This window comes from Halomonas gemina (assembly GCF_023554995.1).
Classification (GTDB): domain Bacteria; phylum Pseudomonadota; class Gammaproteobacteria; order Pseudomonadales; family Halomonadaceae; genus Halomonas; species Halomonas gemina.
Map to the genome: position 1 here is coordinate 511259 of NZ_JAMJPK010000003.1, position 18335 is coordinate 529593.

At 68.4% G+C, this 18335-nt stretch carries 17 protein-coding genes; 11 read left to right on the forward strand and 6 right to left on the reverse strand.

Annotated elements, in window-relative coordinates; genetic code table 11:
* The first annotated feature begins 197 nt into the window (after positions 1 to 197).
* Positions 198 to 596, forward strand: coding sequence for a cupin domain-containing protein (locus M8009_RS09070; RefSeq protein WP_250060501.1), 399 nt, complete (start codon positions 198 to 200; stop codon positions 594 to 596).
* Positions 597 to 988: 392 nt separating this feature from the next.
* The gene (gene katG / locus M8009_RS09075) at positions 989 to 3172 is read left to right on the forward strand and encodes a catalase/peroxidase HPI (protein WP_250060564.1); all 2184 of its coding nucleotides are present in this window, start codon (positions 989 to 991) and stop codon (positions 3170 to 3172) included.
* Between the two features lie 112 nt (positions 3173 to 3284).
* On the opposite strand, the gene M8009_RS09080 is transcribed toward katG, so the two are convergent.
* Positions 3285 to 4769: a protein adenylyltransferase SelO gene (locus tag M8009_RS09080; RefSeq protein WP_250060502.1), complete on the reverse strand. Its 1485-nt coding sequence runs from the start codon at positions 4767 to 4769 to the stop codon at positions 3285 to 3287.
* A gap of 105 nt (positions 4770 to 4874) precedes the next feature.
* Complete coding sequence (locus tag M8009_RS09085; protein ID WP_250060503.1) at positions 4875 to 5747, reverse strand: LysR substrate-binding domain-containing protein; 873 nt, start codon at positions 5745 to 5747, stop codon at positions 4875 to 4877.
* 122 nt (positions 5748 to 5869) lie between these two features.
* Between M8009_RS09085 and M8009_RS09090 the strand changes: the two genes are divergently transcribed.
* Together M8009_RS09090 and M8009_RS09095 are read left to right on the forward strand one after the other, a co-directional pair.
* Entirely contained in the window at positions 5870 to 6754 is an 885-nt protein-coding gene (locus tag M8009_RS09090) for a DMT family transporter (protein WP_250060504.1), read from the forward strand.
* Positions 6755 to 6810: 56 nt separating this feature from the next.
* The gene (locus M8009_RS09095) at positions 6811 to 7317 is read left to right on the forward strand and encodes a methylated-DNA--[protein]-cysteine S-methyltransferase (protein WP_250060505.1); all 507 of its coding nucleotides are present in this window, start codon (positions 6811 to 6813) and stop codon (positions 7315 to 7317) included.
* A gap of 51 nt (positions 7318 to 7368) precedes the next feature.
* Here the strand turns inward: M8009_RS09095 and M8009_RS09100 are convergent, their stop codons facing one another.
* A complete protein-coding gene (locus M8009_RS09100) occupies positions 7369 to 8040 on the reverse strand; it encodes a GntR family transcriptional regulator (protein ID WP_250060506.1) in 672 nt (223 codons plus the stop codon).
* Positions 8041 to 8240: 200 nt separating this feature from the next.
* Here M8009_RS09100 and dctP point away from each other — a divergent pair, with 200 nt between their 5' ends.
* From dctP to M8009_RS09135, 7 genes are all read left to right on the forward strand, one after another.
* Positions 8241 to 9242: a TRAP transporter substrate-binding protein DctP gene (dctP, locus tag M8009_RS09105; RefSeq protein ID WP_250060507.1), complete on the forward strand. Its 1002-nt coding sequence runs from the start codon at positions 8241 to 8243 to the stop codon at positions 9240 to 9242.
* Between the two features lie 76 nt (positions 9243 to 9318).
* The gene (locus M8009_RS09110; protein WP_250060508.1) at positions 9319 to 9837 is read left to right on the forward strand and encodes a TRAP transporter small permease subunit; all 519 of its coding nucleotides are present in this window, start codon (positions 9319 to 9321) and stop codon (positions 9835 to 9837) included.
* 2 nt (positions 9838 to 9839) lie between these two features.
* The gene (locus M8009_RS09115; RefSeq protein WP_250060509.1) at positions 9840 to 11174 is read left to right on the forward strand and encodes a TRAP transporter large permease; all 1335 of its coding nucleotides are present in this window, start codon (positions 9840 to 9842) and stop codon (positions 11172 to 11174) included.
* Between the two features lie 16 nt (positions 11175 to 11190).
* Positions 11191 to 12546 (forward strand): malonyl-CoA decarboxylase, encoded by a 1356-nt coding sequence (locus M8009_RS09120; RefSeq protein ID WP_250060510.1) that lies wholly within the window; start codon positions 11191 to 11193, stop codon positions 12544 to 12546.
* Positions 12543 to 14060, forward strand: coding sequence for a malonate--CoA ligase (locus M8009_RS09125; protein ID WP_250060511.1), 1518 nt, complete (start codon positions 12543 to 12545; stop codon positions 14058 to 14060). Before M8009_RS09120 ends, M8009_RS09125 begins: the two co-directional genes overlap by 4 nt.
* Positions 14061 to 14069: 9 nt before the next feature.
* A complete protein-coding gene (locus M8009_RS09130) occupies positions 14070 to 14669 on the forward strand; it encodes a 2-hydroxychromene-2-carboxylate isomerase (protein ID WP_250060512.1) in 600 nt (199 codons plus the stop codon).
* A complete protein-coding gene (locus tag M8009_RS09135; protein ID WP_250060513.1) occupies positions 14666 to 15406 on the forward strand; it encodes a haloacid dehalogenase type II in 741 nt (246 codons plus the stop codon). The genes M8009_RS09130 and M8009_RS09135 overlap by 4 nt, the downstream gene beginning before the upstream one ends.
* A 265-nt stretch (positions 15407 to 15671) precedes the next feature.
* On the opposite strand, the gene M8009_RS09140 is transcribed toward M8009_RS09135, so the two are convergent.
* The 3 genes from M8009_RS09140 to M8009_RS09150 all read right to left on the reverse strand — a co-directional run bounded on the left by M8009_RS09140 (position 15672) and on the right by M8009_RS09150 (position 18283).
* The gene (locus M8009_RS09140) at positions 15672 to 16322 is read right to left on the reverse strand and encodes a flavin reductase family protein (RefSeq protein ID WP_250060514.1); all 651 of its coding nucleotides are present in this window, start codon (positions 16320 to 16322) and stop codon (positions 15672 to 15674) included.
* Between the two features lie 78 nt (positions 16323 to 16400).
* The gene (locus M8009_RS09145; RefSeq protein WP_250060515.1) at positions 16401 to 16862 is read right to left on the reverse strand and encodes a hypothetical protein; all 462 of its coding nucleotides are present in this window, start codon (positions 16860 to 16862) and stop codon (positions 16401 to 16403) included.
* Positions 16863 to 16966: 104 nt separating this feature from the next.
* Positions 16967 to 18283, reverse strand: coding sequence for a DUF2252 domain-containing protein (locus M8009_RS09150; protein ID WP_250060516.1), 1317 nt, complete (start codon positions 18281 to 18283; stop codon positions 16967 to 16969).
* Positions 18284 to 18335 lie beyond the last annotated feature (52 nt).

Genomic DNA, 18335 nt, shown 5'->3' on the forward strand with positions numbered 1-18335 from the left:
CTTCCGGAGCGCGGAGGCACGAGGACTCCCGGCACCAGCCCCGGTGGCCTGCCGCAGGGCGAGTCCGCCTGGAGGGGACTATAGTGAGGGATGCCGGTGGAGAGCTCCTGGTCGGCAGTCGAGAGGCGCGGCCGACCGAGGCTCCCTGCGACGGCACCCCCGAATCCGACTGCCACCCCTGGTGGAAGGAGGACATCATGAATCCACACCGGACAGCCATGGGCGCCGCCTCTGCCCTGGTCACCGCCCTCGCCCTCATGCCCCTGATTGCCGCCGGCGAGACGACCTCGATCCTGAAATCGACACTCGAGGGCCAGGAGGAGATGGAAGCCAACATCGTGCGCTTCGATGTGGGCGAGGACTGGGTGACGGACCGCCATATCCATCCGGGACACGTCTTCGTCTACGTGACCGAGGGCAGCATCGAGGTTGATGTCGAGGGAGAAGACCCCAGGCGCATCGCCGCCGGCGAGGCCTTCTACGAACCCCCCGACCGGGCGATGGTTGCCAGGACCATGAGCAGCGATGGCGCCAGCTTCATCGTCTTCCAGGTGGGCCCGCAGGATAAGCCCATCATGGTATCCCAGCCCGAATGAGCTGACGCCCTGGCATCGTGACGACAGAGGGATCGATCGGGGCCTCCCCGGCCGATCCCTTTCTTCTGGCCACTCGGTGCGCGCCATGGCCCACCGCGCCTTCTCCATGGGCGGAACTCGCGGTCTGCTGGTGCCCGCATACTCGGCCCGAGTGCCCTTGTCAGGCGAGACCGCGCCGGCATGGACGGCACGATAAAGATTCGCTATCGACACGGTCGGTAATGTCACATTGAGCTAATGGACCGCCAGCGCGTACGTTGAAGTCACAGGACAAGCAGCCCGGCCATCACGCCGCTCATGACGCATGGTTGACTCGGCTCATTGTCCCGCCGGACTGCCATCGTCTATACCCAGGTAGCAGTTCATACAACGCAGCCAGATTGGAGAGCGATATGGGTGATCAGCAGAACATCGGCAAATGCCCGGTGATGCATGGCGCAAATTCCGCCAGCGGACAAAGCGTAACCGGCTGGTGGCCCGAATCCATCAACCTCGATATCCTCCACCAGCACGATAACAAGACTAACCCGATGGATGAGGGTTTCGAGTATCGGGAGGAAGTTCGCAAGCTCGACTTCGTTGCCATCAATCGGGATCTGCATGCTCTGATGACCGACAGCCAGGAGTGGTGGCCAGCCGACTGGGGGCATTACGGCGGTTTCATGATCCGGATGGCATGGCACTCCGCCGGCACCTACAGGCTGGCCGATGGCCGCGGCGGTGGCGGTACCGGTAACCAGCGGTTTGCTCCAATTGCCTCCTGGCCGGACAACGCCAGCCTCGACAAGGCCCGCCGTCTGTTGTGGCCGATCAAGAAGAAGTACGGCAACAAGATCAGCTGGGCTGATCTGATGATCCTGGCCGGCAACATTGCCTATGAATCCATGGGATTCAAGACCTTCGGCTTCTCATTCGGCCGGGAAGATATCTGGCACCCGGAAAAAGATATCTACTGGGGCGCAGAGAAGGAGTGGCTGGCACCCTCCGACGAGCGTTATGGCGATGTCGAGAAGCCCGAAACCATGCAAAACCCGCTCGCCGCCGTCCAGATGGGCCTGATCTACGTCAACCCCGAGGGCGTGAACGGCCAGCCTGACCCGCTCAAGACCGCCGCCCAGGTGCGTGAGACCTTCGCGCGCATGGCGATGGACGACGAAGAGACCGCGGCCCTGACAGTCGGTGGTCACACCGTCGGCAAGTGCCACGGTAACGGCGATGCCAGCGCCTTGAGCGCGGAGCCGGAAGGCGCCGATATCGTCGGCCAGGGCTTCGGCTGGGATAACCCCAACATGCAGGGCAGGGCGTCCAACGCCATCACCTCCGGTATCGAGGGTGCCTGGACGACACACCCGACCAAGTTCGATATGGGCTACTTCGACATGCTGCTGGACCACGAGTGGGAGCTGAAGAAGAGCCCGGCCGGCGCCAACCAGTGGGAGCCGGTGGATATCAAGGAAGAAGACAAGCCGGTCGATGCCAGCGACCCGTCCATCCGTCATAACCCGATTATGACCGATGCCGACATGGGCATGAAGGTGGACCCGACCTACCGGAAGATCCTCGAGGATTTCCGCAAGGATCCGGAGCGCTTCCAGGATGCCTTCGCTCGCGCCTGGTTCAAACTGACCCACCGCGATCTGGGCCCGAAATCCCGTTACATCGGGCCGGACGTGCCGGACGAGGATCTGATCTGGCAGGACCCGATTCCTGCAGGCAACACCGACTACATTGAAGAGGTGGTGAAAGAGAAGATCGCCGAGGCCGGCCTCTCCATCGGCGAGATGGTCAGCACCGCCTGGGACAGCGCCCGTACCTTCCGCGGCTCCGACATGCGCGGCGGCGCCAACGGTGCGCGCATCCGCCTGGCCCCGCAGAAGGACTGGGAAGGCAACGAGCCAGATCGCCTGGCCAAGGTGCTGAAGATCTACGAGAAGATCGCCGCCGACAGCGGTGCCAGCGTGGCCGACGTGATCGTGCTGGGTGGCAGCGTGGGCATCGAGCAGGCCGCGAAAGCCGCCGGCCACGATATCCTGGTGCCCTTCGCGCCGGGTCGCGGCGACGCCAGCGACGAGATGACCGACGCTCCCTCGTTCGAATATCTGGAGCCGCTGGCCGATGGCTTCCGCAACTGGCAGAAGAAGGACTATGTGGTCAAGCCGGAGGAGATGCTGCTCGACCGCGCCCAGCTGATGGGGCTGACCGCCCCGGAGATGACCGTGCTGATTGGCGGCATGCGAGTACTGGGCACCAACCACGGTGGCACCAAGCACGGTGTGTTCACCGACCGGGAAGGCCATCTGACGAACGATTTCTTCGTCAACCTGACCGACATGGCCTACAGCTGGAAGTCAGTGGGCGAGAACCTCTACGAGGTTCGTGACCGCAAGACGGACCAGAAGAAGTGGACTGCCACCCGGGTGGACCTGGTGTTCGGTTCCCACTCCATCCTGCGCTCCTACGCCGAGGTCTACGCCCAGGACGACAACCAGGAGAAGTTCGTCAGGGACTTCGTCAAGGCCTGGACCAAGGTGATGAACGCCGACCGCTTCGACCTGGAGAAGCTTCAGGCAGCATAAGGCCGCCCGAGCCGGGCGCAATGCCCGGCCGCTGAGGCCGATACAGAGACGCCCGGGTGCTTAGAACTGCACCCGGGCGTCTTATTATTGCCGCCCTGCCGAATAGCGGCGGTCAGGTCCCGCAGAAGGTGCGGAAGACGGCCTCGGTAGGCGGCGCCGGCCGGGCGTACGCCTCGCGGCCGGGCTGCTCGGTGAAGGGGTCGGCCAGCACCTCGCGCAGGGCCTCGAAGGGCGCGAGGTCGCCCTCGGCGGCGGCGGCCAGGGCCTCCTCCACCTTGTGGTTGCGGGGGATGTAGAGCGGGTTGACCGCGCGCATCCGCGCGGCGATCTCCGCTGGGCCGTTGTCCTCGCGGGCCAGCCGCTCGCGCCAGCGCGGCAGCCAGGCCTCGATGCCCTCGCGGGCCTCGAAGAGCTCGAGCAGCGCGGGGGCGTCCCCCTCGACCGCCTCGGCCAGGTAGCGGAAGGCCAGGGTGAAGTCGGCGCGGCCGGCCTGCAGGGCCTCGAGGAAGGCATCAACCAGGGCGCGGTCGCCCTCCTCCTCCTTCGTCAGCCCCAGCTTCCCGCGCATCACCGCCAGCCACTCGGCCTCGTACAACGGTTCATAGCGCTTGATGACCTCGGTGGCCTTCTCTATCGCACGCTCCTGGTCGCCATCGATCAGCGGAATCAGCGTCTCGGCGAAGCGCGCCAGGTTCCACTGGGCGATCCACGGCTGGTTGCGGTAGGCGTAGCGGCCGCCCTCGTCGATGGAGCTGAACACCGTGGCGGGGTCATAGGCCTCCATGAAGGCGCAGGGGCCGTAGTCGATGGTCTCGCCGGCGATGCTGCAGTTGTCGGTGTTCATCACCCCGTGGATGAAGCCCAGCCCCATCCACTTGGCCACCAGCGTTGCCTGGCGCGCGGCCACCGCTTCCACCAGCGCCAGGTAGCGCTCGCCCTCGGCCACGTCGGCGAGCTCGGGCCCCAGAAGATGGGGGTAGTGCCGCTCGATGGCCATGTCGGCCAGGGTACGCACCGCCTCGATGTCGTCCCGGGCGGCGAAGTACTGGAAGGTACCGACGCGGAGGTGGCTGGCGGCGACGCGGGTCAGCACGGCGCCAGGTTCCGGTACGCGCCGGAACACGCGCTCGCCGGTGGTCACCGCGGCCAGCGCCCGGGTGGTGGGCACGCCCAGCACATGCATCGCCTCGCTGACCAGGTACTCGCGAAGCACCGGGCCGAGCGGGGCACGGCCATCGGCGCCGCGCGAGAAGGGCGTCATCCCGGCGCCCTTGAGCTGGATATCGCGCAGCCGCCCCTCGCAGTCGGTCACCTCTCCGAGCAGCACCGCCCGGCCGTCACCGAGGCGCGGGTTGAAGTGGCCGAACTGGTGGCCGGCATAGGCCTGGGCCACCGGCTCGGCGCCTGCCGGCACGGCATTGCCGGCGAACCATTCGGCGGCCTGGTGCGCGTCGAAGGCGGCCAGGTCGAAGCCCAGCTGCTCGGCCAGCGGCCGGTTGAAGGCCACCAGCTTCGGGGCCTTCACGGGCACGGGGTCGAAGCGCAGGAAGAAGTGCTCGGGCAGGCGGGCGTAGCGAAGGGTGAACTCGGGAAACATGGCGACTCCGGTCGACGGCCGAGGCTGGGCCTGGGGATTAATACCCGAGTATAACGCTCGGAATTACCGCTTTCGAGCCATGGTGACCATCGCCGGCCGGCGCGCTCAATCCGCGGATGCCACCGGCGAGAGCTGCTCGCGGATCAACTCGGCCAGGCGCCGGGCCGGCTCGGTGGGCCGCCGCGCGGCCCGGTGCAGGGCCAGCTCCACGGCGGGCAGCGGCGGCAGGCCGCTCGACTCGTCCAGGGCGCGCAGCTGCGGCGTCAGCATGCTGCGGGTCACCACCACGATGGCCAGCCCCGCTTGCACCACCGGCCCCAGGCCGACCATCGACTGGCTCATGTAGGCCACCCGCCAGTCGCGGCCGGCGGCGGCCAGCGCCTGCTCGGCCACCTCGCGGAAGAGGTCGGCCCCGGGGGAGTAGAGCCCCAGGGGCAGCGGGTCGGTCAGCGCGGGCTGGTGCTGCAGCCCCACCGCCCAGGCCAGCGGCTCGCGGCGAATCATCTCGCCGCCGGGCGAATTGCGCTGGCGGGTGACCAGCGCCAGGTCCAGCTCGTCGGCGCGCACTCGCTCCATCAGGTGGGCGCTGGTGCCGCAGGTCACCTGCAGGCCCACCTCGGGGTAGAGCTGGTGGAACCAGGAGAACACCGAGGTGAGCAGGCTGGCGTAGTCCTCGGGAATCCCCAGGTTCAGCTCACCGGTGACGCGTCGAGCCCGCATGTCGGCCAGGGCCTCGTCATTGAGCGCCAGCAGCCGGCGGGCATGGCCCAGCAGGCGATCCCCCTCGGCGGTAAAGCGCAGGCGGCGACCTTCCCGCTCGTGCAGGGAGACGCCCAGCGCGCCCTCCAGGCGCTGCAGCTGCATGCTGACGGTGGACTGGGTATAGGCCAGGCGCCGCGCGGCAGCGGTGACGCTGCCGGTATCGGCGACGGCCACCAGGGTGCGCAGCAGGGCGAGATCGAGGGTCGGGGCACGCATCAAACCATCACCAGTCTTGATGAATGGGATCAATAAAGATCGTTATCGTGATGAATATGGCATGGATAGCATGGCGGCACCATCCACCCGCACTCGTCCATACGATATCGGAGGCCATGACCATGCAGCTCCATACCTCTCGGCTCATTCGCGCCCCCTGGCTCGGCGGCAGCGCCGCCGCCCTGGCGGTGGTGCTCTGGGCATTGGTACCGCTGCTGGTTGCCCAGGCGGGCGAGCTGCCGCCGCTGCGCCTCTCGGCCCAGGCGCTGCTGGCCGGGGCGCTCGGCACCCTGCCCATGGCACGGCGTGGCCAGCGCCGCGGCGCGAGGCTCTCCCGGGGCCATGGCGTTGTGGTCCATGCCGGGGTACCGCTGCTGATGGCCGGGGCGGTGGGGGCCTGCTTCGCCAGCTTCTCCCTGGCGCCCCCCGCAGAGGCCGCGCTGCTTACCTACACCTGGCCGGTGCTGTTCCTGCTGGCGAGCCGCTGGCTGGCGCTGGGGCGCCTGCCGCTCGCCACCCTCGGCGGGGCCCTGCTGGCGTTCTCGGGCGCCGCGCTGCTGGTCGCGCCCCAGGTCCTGGCAGGCGGATTCTCCGGTGCCTGGGGCGGCTACGGGCTGGCGCTGGTGGCGGCGCTGTGCTGGGCGCTCTACTCGCTGGCCTGCCAGGTCCCGGGCTGGCGTCTCGGCGAACGCATGCCGCACCTGCTGCTCACGGCCAGCGTCATGACCGGTGTCGCCAGCCTGGTGCTGGAGGGGGTCAGCGAACTGCCCTCGCCCCCGGCACTGCTGGCCACCGCGGCCCTGGGCCTGGGCCCCTACGGCATCGCCATGCTCGCCTGGGACCGCGCCATGCGCGACCCGCAAGCACGGCGGGTCGGCAACCTGGCCCACGCCGTACCGGTACTCGCCACGCTGTTCCTGGTGCTGGCCGGGATCACCACGCCGGACTGGCGGCTGCCGGTGGCGGCGGTACTGGTGCTCGCCGGCAGCATGACCGCTTCCCGCTGACAGCGGGGCACGTTGCGATACACTCAAGGGAGAGTCGCTACCCTGGAGACCAGACGATGAGCCGCGATCCCTCTTCCGATCACTACCTGGACCACTACCGCCCGCCCGGCAGCGACGCCCTGGGCCTGGTGCGCATCCATGCCAGCGCCACCGGCATCACCGGGATCGAGTTCGTCGAGAGGGCCGACGTCCCCGCACGGCCGAACGCGCTGACCGAGCGCGCCCGGGAGCAGCTGGCGGACTACTTCGCCGGGGCCCGCCATGACTTCGACCTGCCGCTATCGCCGACCGGCACCGACTTCCAGCAGCGGGTCTGGGCGGCCCTCGCCACCATCCCCTTCGGCGAGACGCGCAACTACGCCGAGATCGCCGAGCAGCTGCGCTGCAAGGGCGGCCAGCGCGCGGTGGGCGCCGCCAACGCGAAGAATCCCCTCGCCATCGTGGTGCCCTGCCACCGGGTGATCGGCAGCGACGGTCGCCTGACCGGCTATGCCGGCGGCCTGGGGCGCAAGCAGTGGCTGCTCGCCCACGAGGCGGGAGAGGTCCCGCTGGGGCTGCTTTGAAGCAGAGGAAAGCGTCCGGCCGGGGTGATTTCCGCGGGTCGACCGTCGCCGTCAGACGGCGTCGAGCTGGGCCCCGAAGTGGCGCACGCTGGAGACGAAGTCGCTGAAGCGCTCGCCCTGGATCACCACGTGTTCGCGCAGCAGGCGTTCCGCCTCCTCGGCGTCGCCATGCTCGATGGCTGCGAGGATCTCGCGATGCTCATCCAGGGAACGGCCCATGCGCTTGCGGACCTGCAGCTGCAGGCGGCGATAGGGCTTGAGGCGCTGCTTGAGCTGGCGCGCCTCCTCGGCCAGGAAGCCGTTGTGGCTGGCCGCGTAGATGGCATGGTGGAAGCCCTCGTTCTCGTAGTAGTACTCGTCGGTGTCGCCGGCCTCGGCCGCGGCCTCGCAGCGCACCAGGGCCTCGCGCAGGGCACCGAGTTCCTCCTCGGTGATGCGCCGCGCGGCGAGGCGTCCGCACATGCCCTCCAGCTCCGCCATCACCTCGAACATCTCGACCAGCTGGTCGAGGCCCACCCGGGCGACGAAGGTGCCCTTCTTCGGCGTCACCGTCACCAGGCCGCTGGCCACCAGCTGCTGGATGGCCTCGCGTACCGGGGTGCGCGACACCTCGAAGTCGCGGCACAGGGCCTCGGGGTCGAGGCGCTCGCCGGGCGCCCGGCGGCCATTGATGATGTCGTCCTCCAGGGCATCCCGGAGCCGCTGGGCGTTGGAGCGTTTCATGCGGTTTTCCCCCTCCTTCCCTGCGCCGGCTCGACGCTGAACGCGGCAGGGCTTCCACCTTTGTCTAGCCCGACCAAATTGACACTAGTATAGCCATGGGTCTATTGATGTATACATCAGCGAAGCTGATGGACATTTCATTTCACAACAACTCGATCCACAACAACTCAATCCACAACAACAATGTCTCTGGAGATGCCATGAAACCCTCACTCACCCCCGTCGTGGCGGGCCTGGCCCTGGCCGCCCTCGCCGCAAGCTCCGTCGCCTCCGCCCAGACCGTGCTGCGCGCCTCCCACCAGTTCCCCGGGGGGCAGGGGGACGTGCGCGACGAGATGGTGCAGATGATGGCCGACAAGGTCGCCGAGGCCGACGTCGGCCTGGAGATCCAGGTCTATCCCGGCCAGTCGTTGTTCAAGGCCGACGAGCAGTGGGGCGCCCTGGTTCGCGGCCGCCTGGACATCACCGCGTTGCCGCTCGATTACGCCAGTGGCCGCCACCCGGAGTTCTCGGCGACCCTGATGCCCGGCCTGGTGCGAAACCACGAGCACGCCCAGCGCCTCAACGACTCCGAGTTCATGGACATGATCAAGGAGGTCATCCAGGAAGGCGGCGCCCGGGTACTGGCCGATGCCTGGCTCTCGGGGGCCTTCGCCTCCAGCCAGAACTGCATCACCTCGCCGGACACCGTGGAAGGCCAGAACTTCCGCGCCGCCGGGCCCGCCTTCGAGCAGATGCTGGAGGCCGCCGGTGCCTCGATCGCCTCCATGCCTTCCTCGGAGATCTACACCGCCATGCAGACCGGCGTGCTGGACGCCGCCAACACCTCCTCCATGTCCTTCGTCTCCTACCGCCTCTACGAGCAGGTGGACTGCCTGACCGAACCCGGCGAGCACGCCCTGTGGTTCATGTACGAGCCGATCCTGATCTCCGAGCAGGTCTGGCAGGAGCTCGACGAGGCGCAGCAGGAGGCGCTGATGTCGGCTAGCCAGGAGGCCGAGGACTTCTTCGCCGCCGAGGCCGCCGCCATCGACCAGCAGATGGTCGACGTCTTCGAGGAGAACGGCGTCGAGGTGGTCAGCATGAGCGAGGCGGACTACAACGCCTGGCTGGAGATCGCCAAGCAGAGCTCCTACAAGAACTTCGCCAATGATGTCGAGAACGGCCAGGCCCTGATCGACGCCGCCCTCGCGGTGGAATGACGCCAACGCTCCGATCCACTCGTACCCGACCGGCCGCCCCTGCGAGGGCGGCCATCCCGTCATATCGGAGGGCCTCATGGAACACTCCCGCACCGACGCCACGACGCCCGGCGGGCTCGTCGGCGGCTATATACGCCTGATGGACAGGCTCTCTGGTGCCACCGCCTATCTCGCCGCGGCGCTATTCATCGCCGGGGTGGTCGTCGTGTGCCAGATGGTGTTCGTCCGCTACATCCTCGAGCAGAGCACCAGCTGGCAGACCGAGTTCACCGTCTTCTCCGTCACCGCGGCCATGCTGCTGGGCAGCCCCTATGTGCTGATGACCGGCGGCCATGTCGCCGTCACCGTGCTGCCCGACATGCTGTCAGGCTGGCCGCGCCGCCTCATGCGACTAGCCGCGTCCCTTGTCGGCCTCGGCTTCTGTGCCGCCCTGGCCTACGCCTCCTGGATCTATGTCGCCGAGGCCTGGCATGGCGGCTGGACCACCGGTTCCGTATGGAACCCGCCCCTGTGGCCGGCCCTGCTGCCCATGGCCGTCGGCATCACCCTGCTGACGCTGCAGTACGTCGCCGAAATCCTGCGTGGGGAGGAGTGAGCATGGATCCCGTAACTGCCGGCATTCTCGTCGCCATCGGCCTGATCGTGCTGATGGCCATCGGCACGCCGATCGCCTTCGCCCTGGGCGCCGTTTCCCTGATCGCCCTGGTCGCCGACCGCGGCATGGCGGAGCTGACCTATTTCGGCGAGACCTTCTTCGATCGCATTGCCGAGTTCGGCTTCGTCGCCATCCCGATGTTCATCATGATGGGCGCCGCGGTGGCCTCGTCGCCCACCGGACGCGACCTCTATCGCTCGCTGGACCTGTGGCTCGGCAAGCTGCCGGGCGGCCTGGCGATCTCCAACATCGGCGCCTGCACCGTGTTCTCGGCACTATCCGGCTCGTCACCCGCCACCTGCGCGGCCATCGGCAAGATGGGCATCCCCGAGATGCGCAAGCGCGGCTATCCCGACGGCGTCGCCGCCGGCTGTATCGCCGCGGGCGGCACCCTGGGCATCCTGATCCCGCCCTCGGTGACCATGATCATCTACGGCATCTCCACCGAGACCTCCATCGGCCGCCTGTTCATCGCCGGCGTGGTCCCCGGCTTCATGCTCGCCGGGCTGTTCATGGTCTGGACGCTGATCGCCTGCAAGCTGGCCGGCGGCTACGGTACTCCCATGGTCACGGCCACCGAGAGCATCAAGCGCAGCGTGCGCGAGAACGTCGACGCCAACCTCAAGGCGCTGGTGCGGGTGCTGCCCTTCCTGGCCGTGGTGCTCGGCATCCTCTTCGCCCTCTACGGCGGCGTGGCCACACCCTCGGAAGCCGCCGGCGTGGGCGCCTTCCTGTGCCTGGCGCTGGCCATCATCATCTACCGCATGTGGCAGGTGAAGCCCATCAAGCTGATCATGCGCGATTCGCTGCGCGAGAGCGTGATGATCATGCTGATCATCGCCGCCGCCGAGGTCTTCGCCTATGCGCTGTCGTCGCTGTTCATCACCCAGACCGTGGCCGGCGCCATCGCCGACCTGGAGGTCAACCGCTGGGTGCTGATGGGGGTCATCAACGTCTTCCTGCTGGTCGCCGGCTTCTTCCTGCCTCCGGTGGCGGTGATCGTGATGACGGCGCCGATCCTGCTGCCGATCATCCTCTCGGCCAACTTCGATCCCTACTGGTTCGCGGTGATCCTGACCATCAACCTGGAGATCGGCCTGATCACGCCACCGGTGGGCCTCAACCTCTTCATCATCAACAGCATCGCGCCAGACATCTCGCTGCGTAACGTGCTGATGGGTAGCCTGCCCTATGCGCTGTGCATGGTGCTGGGGATCCTGCTGCTCTGCCTGTTCCCGGGACTGGCCCTGTGGCTACCCGACCTGCTCATGGGCTGAAGGAGACACCGCCATCATGAACATGACCTTCCTGCAGGAGATGTTCCAGTCGATCACCCAGCGCGACGCCCTGCTGCGTCGCCGCCAGGGCGACGGGACGCCGCCGGACCACCGCCGCCTGGTGGAGGCTTGCCAGCGCCTGCTGGAGAGCGACGGCGAGGCCTCGAGCATCGCCCTGGCCAGCCGTGCCCTGGGCATGTACCAGCGCCTCGCGCCGGAGGAGCGGCAGCGCTTCTTCGAGCGGCTGGCCAGCGACTTCGCCGCCGAGCCGGCACAGATCGACGCGGCCTACGCGCGCTATGCCGAGCAGCGCGACAACGCCAGCCTGGAGGCGCTGTTCGAGGCCTGCGAGCCACGCCGCCAGGAGCTGATCCGCCGCCTCAACCTGACCAGCGGTGGCACCGTCGAGCTGGTGCACATGCGCGAGGACCTGCTCGGCCTACTGCGCGAGCAGCCCGAGCTCTCGGCCATCGACGCCGACTTCGCCCACCTGTTCGGCTCCTGGTTCAACCGCGGCTTCCTGATGCTCAAGCGCATCGACTGGGACACCCCGGCCTCCATACTGGAGAAGATCATCCGCTACGAGGCGGTGCACGAGATCCGCGACTGGGACGACCTGCGCCGCCGGCTGGACGCCCGCGACCGGCGCTGCTTCGCCTTCTTCCACCCGGCGATCGGCGACGACCCGCTGATCTTCGTGGAGGTGGCCCTGCACAAGGGGCTGCCGGCGCGCATCCAGCCGATACTGGCCGGCGAGGACAGCGGCGTGGAGGAGCCCGAGGAGGCGGACACCGCCGCCTTCTTCGGCATCAGCAACTGCCAGACCGGCCTGCGCGGCATCTCCTTCGGCAACTTCCTGATCAAGCAGGTGGTCCAGGAGCTCAAGCAGGAGCTGCCCCAGCTCAGGCACTTCGTCACCCTCTCGCCGGTGCCCGGCTTCGCCCAGTGGCTGGCCGAGCGGCGCGATGACGAGACCCTGCCCGAGGCGGTGCGCGAGACCCTGGCCGAGCTGGAGACGCCGGCGTGGCACGAGGACGCCGAGCGGGCCGAGCGCCTCAGGGCGGTGCTCAAGCCGCTGGCCGCCCGCTACCTGGTCGACGAGAAGAACGCCCGCGGGCTGCCGCTCAACCCGGTGGCCCGCTTCCACCTGGGCAACGGCGCCGAGCTGCACCGCATCAACTGGCTGGGCGACGTCTCGAAGAAGGGCCTGAAGCAGGCCGCCGGCCTGATGGTCAACTACCTCTACGTGCTCGACGACATCGAGCGCAACCACGAGAACTACACCGCCAACGCCACCGTGGCCCGCTCGAGCGAGGTCAAGGACCTCGCGCGCAAGGCCAGGAAGCTGGCCAAGGGAGAGACAAGCAAATGAACCAGAACCTTTTCGCCACCTTCGCCCGACGCATGCGCGAGCGCGGCGACGCCGACTTCATCACCACCCGCCAGGGCCGCGGCTACAGCCACGCCGAGGCCCTGGCCACCACCGAACGCCTGGCCGGTGCCCTGATCGAGCTGGGCGTGACGCCGGGCGACCGGGTGGCGGTGCAGGTCGACAAGAGCCCCGAGGCGATCCTGCTCTACCTGGCCAGCCTGCGCGTGGGCGGCGTCTACCTGCCGCTCAACACCGGCTACACCGGGGAGGAGATCCACTACTTCCTCGCCGATGCCGAGCCGGCACTGTTCGTCTGCCGCCCGGCGGATGCGGAGAACGCCCGCAGCATCGCCGCCGACACCGGCTGCCCGCAGGTCGCCACCCTGGGCACGGCGGCCGACGGCAGCCTGATGGAGGCGGCCGGGAACGCCACGCCCCACGACGCCATCGTCGAGCGCGACGACAACGACCTGGCGGCGATCCTCTACACCTCGGGCACCACCGGGCGCTCCAAGGGCGCCATGCTCACCCACCGCAACCTGGGCTCCAACGCCGCCACCCTGGCCGAGGCCTGGCATTTCAGCGAGGCGGACCGGCTGATCCATGCCCTGCCGATCTTCCACACCCACGGCCTCTTCGTGGCCTGCAACGTCACCCTGATGGCCGGTTCCAGCATGCTCTTCCTGCCGAAGTTCGACGCCGACGTGATCTTCGAGGAGCTGCCCCGCGGCACGGTGCTGATGGGCGTGCCGACCTTCTACACCCGGCTTACGGCCGACGCGCGCCTGACGCCGGAGGTCACCGCCAACATGCGCCTGTTCGTCTCCGGCTCGGCGCCGCTGACCGCCGAGACCCACCGCGAGTTCGAGCAGAAGACCGGCCATGCCATCCTCGAGCGCTACGGCATGACCGAGACCAACATGAACCTCTCCAACCCCTACGACGGCGAGCGCCGCGCCGGCACCGTGGGCATGCCGCTGCCCGGCGTGGAGTACCGCATCACCGACCGCGAGACCCACGAGCCGGTGCCGAAGGGCGAGATCGGCATGCTCGAGATCCGCGGGCCCAACGTCTTCGTCGGCTACTGGCGGATGCCCGAGAAGACCCGCGAGGAGCTCCTCGAGGACGGCTTCTTCGTCACCGGCGACCTGGCGATGGTCGACGAACGCGGCTACGTGCATATCGTCGGCCGCGACAAGGACCTGGTGATCTCCGGCGGCTACAACGTCTACCCCAAGGAGGTCGAGCAGGTGATCGACGAGCTGGAGGGGGTCCACGAATCGGCGGTGATCGGCCTGCCCCACTACGACCTGGGCGAGGGGGTGACCGCCGTGGTGGTGCCCGAGCCGGGGGCGAGCCTCGACGAGGCGCAAGTGCTCGACCACCTCCAGGGCCAGCTGGCCAAGTACAAGCAGCCCAAGCGGGTCTTCTTCGCCGACAGCCTGCCGCGCAACACCATGGGCAAGGTGCAGAAGAACCAGCTGCGCGACCAGTACCAGGACACCTACCGCTGAGGGGCAACCGTGCCGACCACGATCCGCTACTACTACACCCATATCTCGCCGTGGAGCTACCTGGGCCACACGCGCCTCGGCGAGATCGCCGCCCGCCACGGGGCCGGCATCGACTACGTGCCGATCACCCTCGGGGCGATCTTCCCCCGCACCGGCGGGCTGCCGCTGGCCAAGCGCGCCCCCGAGCGCCAGGCCTACCGTATGGCCGAACTCAGGCGCTGGCCCCAGCGGCTGGGCATCCCCCTCAACCTGGAGCCGGCGCACTTCCCCACCGACGACCGCCCAGCGGCCCGGCTGGCGCTCGCAGCCAAGGCCCGGGGGCACGACATCGCCGGGCTGTCGCTTGCGCTGATGCGGGCCTGCTGGGCGGAGGAGCGGGACATCGCCGACCCCGGGACCTTGCAGGAGATCGCCGAGGCCTGCGGGCTGGACGGCGCGGCCCTGCTGGAGGAGGCCGAGAGCGAGGCGGGACAGCGGCGGCTGGACGAAGCCTGCCAGGCCGCGCTGGCCGATGGCTGCTTCGGGGCCCCCTGGTATCTGCTCGACGGCGAACCCTTCTGGGGCCAGGACCGCCTTGAGCTGCTCGAGGAGGCCCTGGAGAACGCATGATGCCGCAACTACCTGCCGCCCTGGCCGATGTCAGGGCCCTAACCTTCGATGTCTTCGGTACCGTGGTGGACTGGCGCAGCAGCGTCATCCGCGAGAGCGAGGCGCTGGGCGCCCGGCTGGGCCTGAGGGTGGACTGGGCGGCCTTCGCCGACGCCTGGCGCGGCGGCTATGCGCCCGCCATAGACCGGGTGCGCCGCGGCGAGCTGCCCTGGACGCGCCTCGATGACCTGCACCGCATGACCCTCGACCGCCTGCTGGACGACTTCGGCATCGCCGACGCCCTCGACGAGGCCGAGCGGGAGCACTTCAACCGCGTCTGGCACCGCCTGGATCCCTGGCCGGACAGCGTGGCCGGCCTGGCCCGCCTGCGCGAGCGCTACGTGCTGGCCACGCTCTCCAACGGCAACGTCTCGCTGCTGGTCAACATGGCCAAGCGCGCCGGCCTGCCCTGGGACTGCGTGCTCTCGGCGGAGCTCGCCGGCCACTACAAGCGCGACCCCGAGGTCTACCGCATGGCCGCCCGCCTGCTCGACCAGCCGCCCGAGCGGATCCTGATGGTCGCCGCCCACATGGACGACCTCCAGGCCGCCCACCGCGAGGGCTTTCGCACCGCCTTCGTCAAACGCCCCCTGGAGCATGGCCCCGACGCCACGCCCGACCTGACCGTCGATCCCTGCGTCGACCTGGTGGCCGACGACTTCCATGAGCTCGCCGACCGGCTGGGTCTACCCGGCTAGGCGTCAGGCAAGAGAAAAGGATCATCGCATTTAGGCGTGAAGGAGGCGAAGAACCCTTGTGGGAGCGCAATTTATTGCCGGTTCGACGCTTCGACGAATGGCGCCGACAGGCGCCCTGGGCTGAGTGGCTATTGCTGGGAAGGCCTCCGGCCTTCTTTCGCGATCTGAAGATCGCTCCCACGGGAGGGCGACCTACGTTCTTTCTTGCCGAACAACATCACGCCAATTTGCGAAGAACCAGAGAAAAGACCATGAGGGTCACCCGTCAGCCGCCGCGCTGCTGGCGGCTCATGGCACTGCCCGAGGCAGGGCGCTCCACCTCGAAGAGGTCGGTGCAGCGGGCATAGTCGTTGCCGGCCATGCGCCCGATGGGCCTGAGCCCCTCGGCGCTGACGTGGCGGCCGTCCCACAGGGCGTCGTCGACGTGGATCGACACCACCTCGGCCAGCACCAGGTTGCCGGCCAGCGGCTGGTCGCCGAAGCGGATGATCTCGCGCAGCCGGCAGCCGAAGGCCACCGGGGCGCCGGCCACCCGCGGCACCGAGACGCCGGGCATGGCGACCTTCTCCAGCCCGGCGTGGACGAACTCGTCATCGCCGTGCTCAAGCCCCGCGCTGGTGGCGTTCATCTCCTCGACCAGCCCCTCGCCGCTGATGTGCACCACGCACTCGGCCACCTCGTCGAGGTTGCGGATCGTGTCCTTGGGGTTGGCATCGCCGTCGAGCAGCGGCGAGAAGCCCAGCACCGGCGGGTTCACGCTCACCACGTTGAAGAACGAGAAGGGCGCCAGGTTGGTGTTGCCCGCCGCGTCCCGGGTCGAGACCCAGGCGATGGGGCGCGGGCAGATGCTGCCCGAGAGCAGGCGGTAGATCTTGCCCGGGCTCAGCCCGTGCTCCTCCAGCAGGTAGTCGCTCATGGTGTGGTCTCGCGTCATGGATCGGGCCCGTGAGTGTCGCCCCCGCGGGCCTCGATTGTCCAAGGAACGCCGACGCGACTATTCGAAGCTGGTGCAGACGGGCGCCTGCTCGGCGGGGTCGTGGGCCACCTCGAGGCTGACCGACTCGGTGACATCGGTAAGGGCAACGCGCCACTGGTGGTCGACGTTCACCGGGTCGCAGCTGCCCTCGCTGCCGCCGCCGAAGTTGGAATCGATCCAGTAGTGAACGTCGTAGAGAAGGCCCTCCTCCAGCGCGCCGGGGAAGCTGAAGGAGAAGGCCGGCCCCTCCTCCGCCGCAACGCTGCCGGATTCGGTGGCCACGACCTCCCCGGCGGCCACGTCGTAGAGCGCCACCTGGACGGCCTGGCCGCCGTGCGGTCCGATGAAGGAGCCATCGCCGGTGAAGGTGAGGTCATGGCCCTCACTGGCCACGGCGGGCGCCGCCAGCAGCAGCGCGACGGCGATCGAGCACGCGGCGCCCCTGGCGATGGGGGTGAAGTTAGTAACGAAGCCTGTCATGACATGCCTCCTTTCGAGTCTTCAGGGATAAACCGGGACCATGCACCGGCCTTCTTACCAGCATAGTTCACGGCGCCATGGCCACGGGAGGCGCCGCCCACTTCTCACGAGGGAGCCTGGTCGTGCCATGCCAGGAAGGTGCGATAGTCCTGGCGCACGCAGTCGGCATAGCTCAGCGCCAGGGTGGTCACCATGTCCACACAGCGCTCGAGCCGTCCCTCGACGCAGGCACCGACGGCGCGGGCGAAGCATCCGGGGTCGTCGGGGCTCAGGGCATGGGCGCCACGCAGGTGCTCCCGGGCCAGGATGCGCCCCCACTGCCTGACCAGCTGGCGGTAGGGCTTGGCGCCATCGAGCTTGTGAGTCGGGAAGTCCTCCTTGTAGGGCGAGCGCTCGCGCACCGAGAACACCGTGGCGCCCAGCTGCAGCCAGCCCAGGTAGGGGTCGGGGTGCTCGGCGATGGCGGTGAAGGCGGCAGCGTGGCGCATCCCCTCGTGGGGAAAGGCGCGGCGCCAGGCACGCTTTTCGGTGCCGTCCATCAGCCGCCACCCCTCCGGCGGGGTCTGCTGCTTGATATCGAGGATGACGTCGTCGTGCTCGTGGTCCCGTCCGCCCTCGATCAGCACATAGAAGCGCTCGAGACCCAGCGAGCCGGTGCCAGCATCGAGGCGCCGGGCCATGTCCTTGACGCGGAAGTGCCCCTCCTCGGCCTCACTCCGGGCGCCGCCCAGGGTCTGGCGGTACTCCTCCTCGACCGCCTTGCGCAGCTGGCTGGCCAGGTGCGCCGGCAGGGCCGCCAGCTTCTCGGGGCGCTCGGCGAAGTGCCGGCCGTCGTCGCTGACCTCGGTCCACTTCTCTAGCATCTTCGCCCGGCTCTTCTTCCTGCCCACCTTCTTCATGAAGGGCCCGAGCGGCCCCCTCGCGGTGGCCAGCGTCACCGCGCCGGGCACCTCGCCCTCCACGTGGCCGGCCAGCTCGTCGTGGTAGCTGGTGACCAGCGCCTTCAGCGCCTTGCGAACTGCCTTGCCGGACAGGCTCGTATTCTCCTGGGCATCCAGCACCAGGCTGATGGCCAGGCGCCACAGGTCATACTGGTAGTCGCCGATCATGGCGTCGTCGAAGTCGTCCATGCCGTAGCGCACGGCGTCGTCGTGGTGGCCGTAGGCGCCGAAGTTGTAGGCATGGGCGTCGCCCTGTAGCCAGGTCTGGGTCTCCGGCAGGCCGCCGAACAGCGCGAAGCGCCAGTCGTGCCAGACATCCCGCCAGTAGAGGTGGTTGGTGCCGCGAAAGAAGCGGTAGGGCGATGCGGCGAGCTTGGCGTACTTGGCCGCCCGGTCCTGGTCGGTGAGCGAGGCATTGGCCGCACGGATCTCATCGAGGACCTGGCGGGCGCGATTGTGGCGGGTCAGCGGTTGGGTCATGTCGGGATTCCCTTCGTCGGCGGGCGCGAGGGCCAGTCAAGCAGGCCCCCGG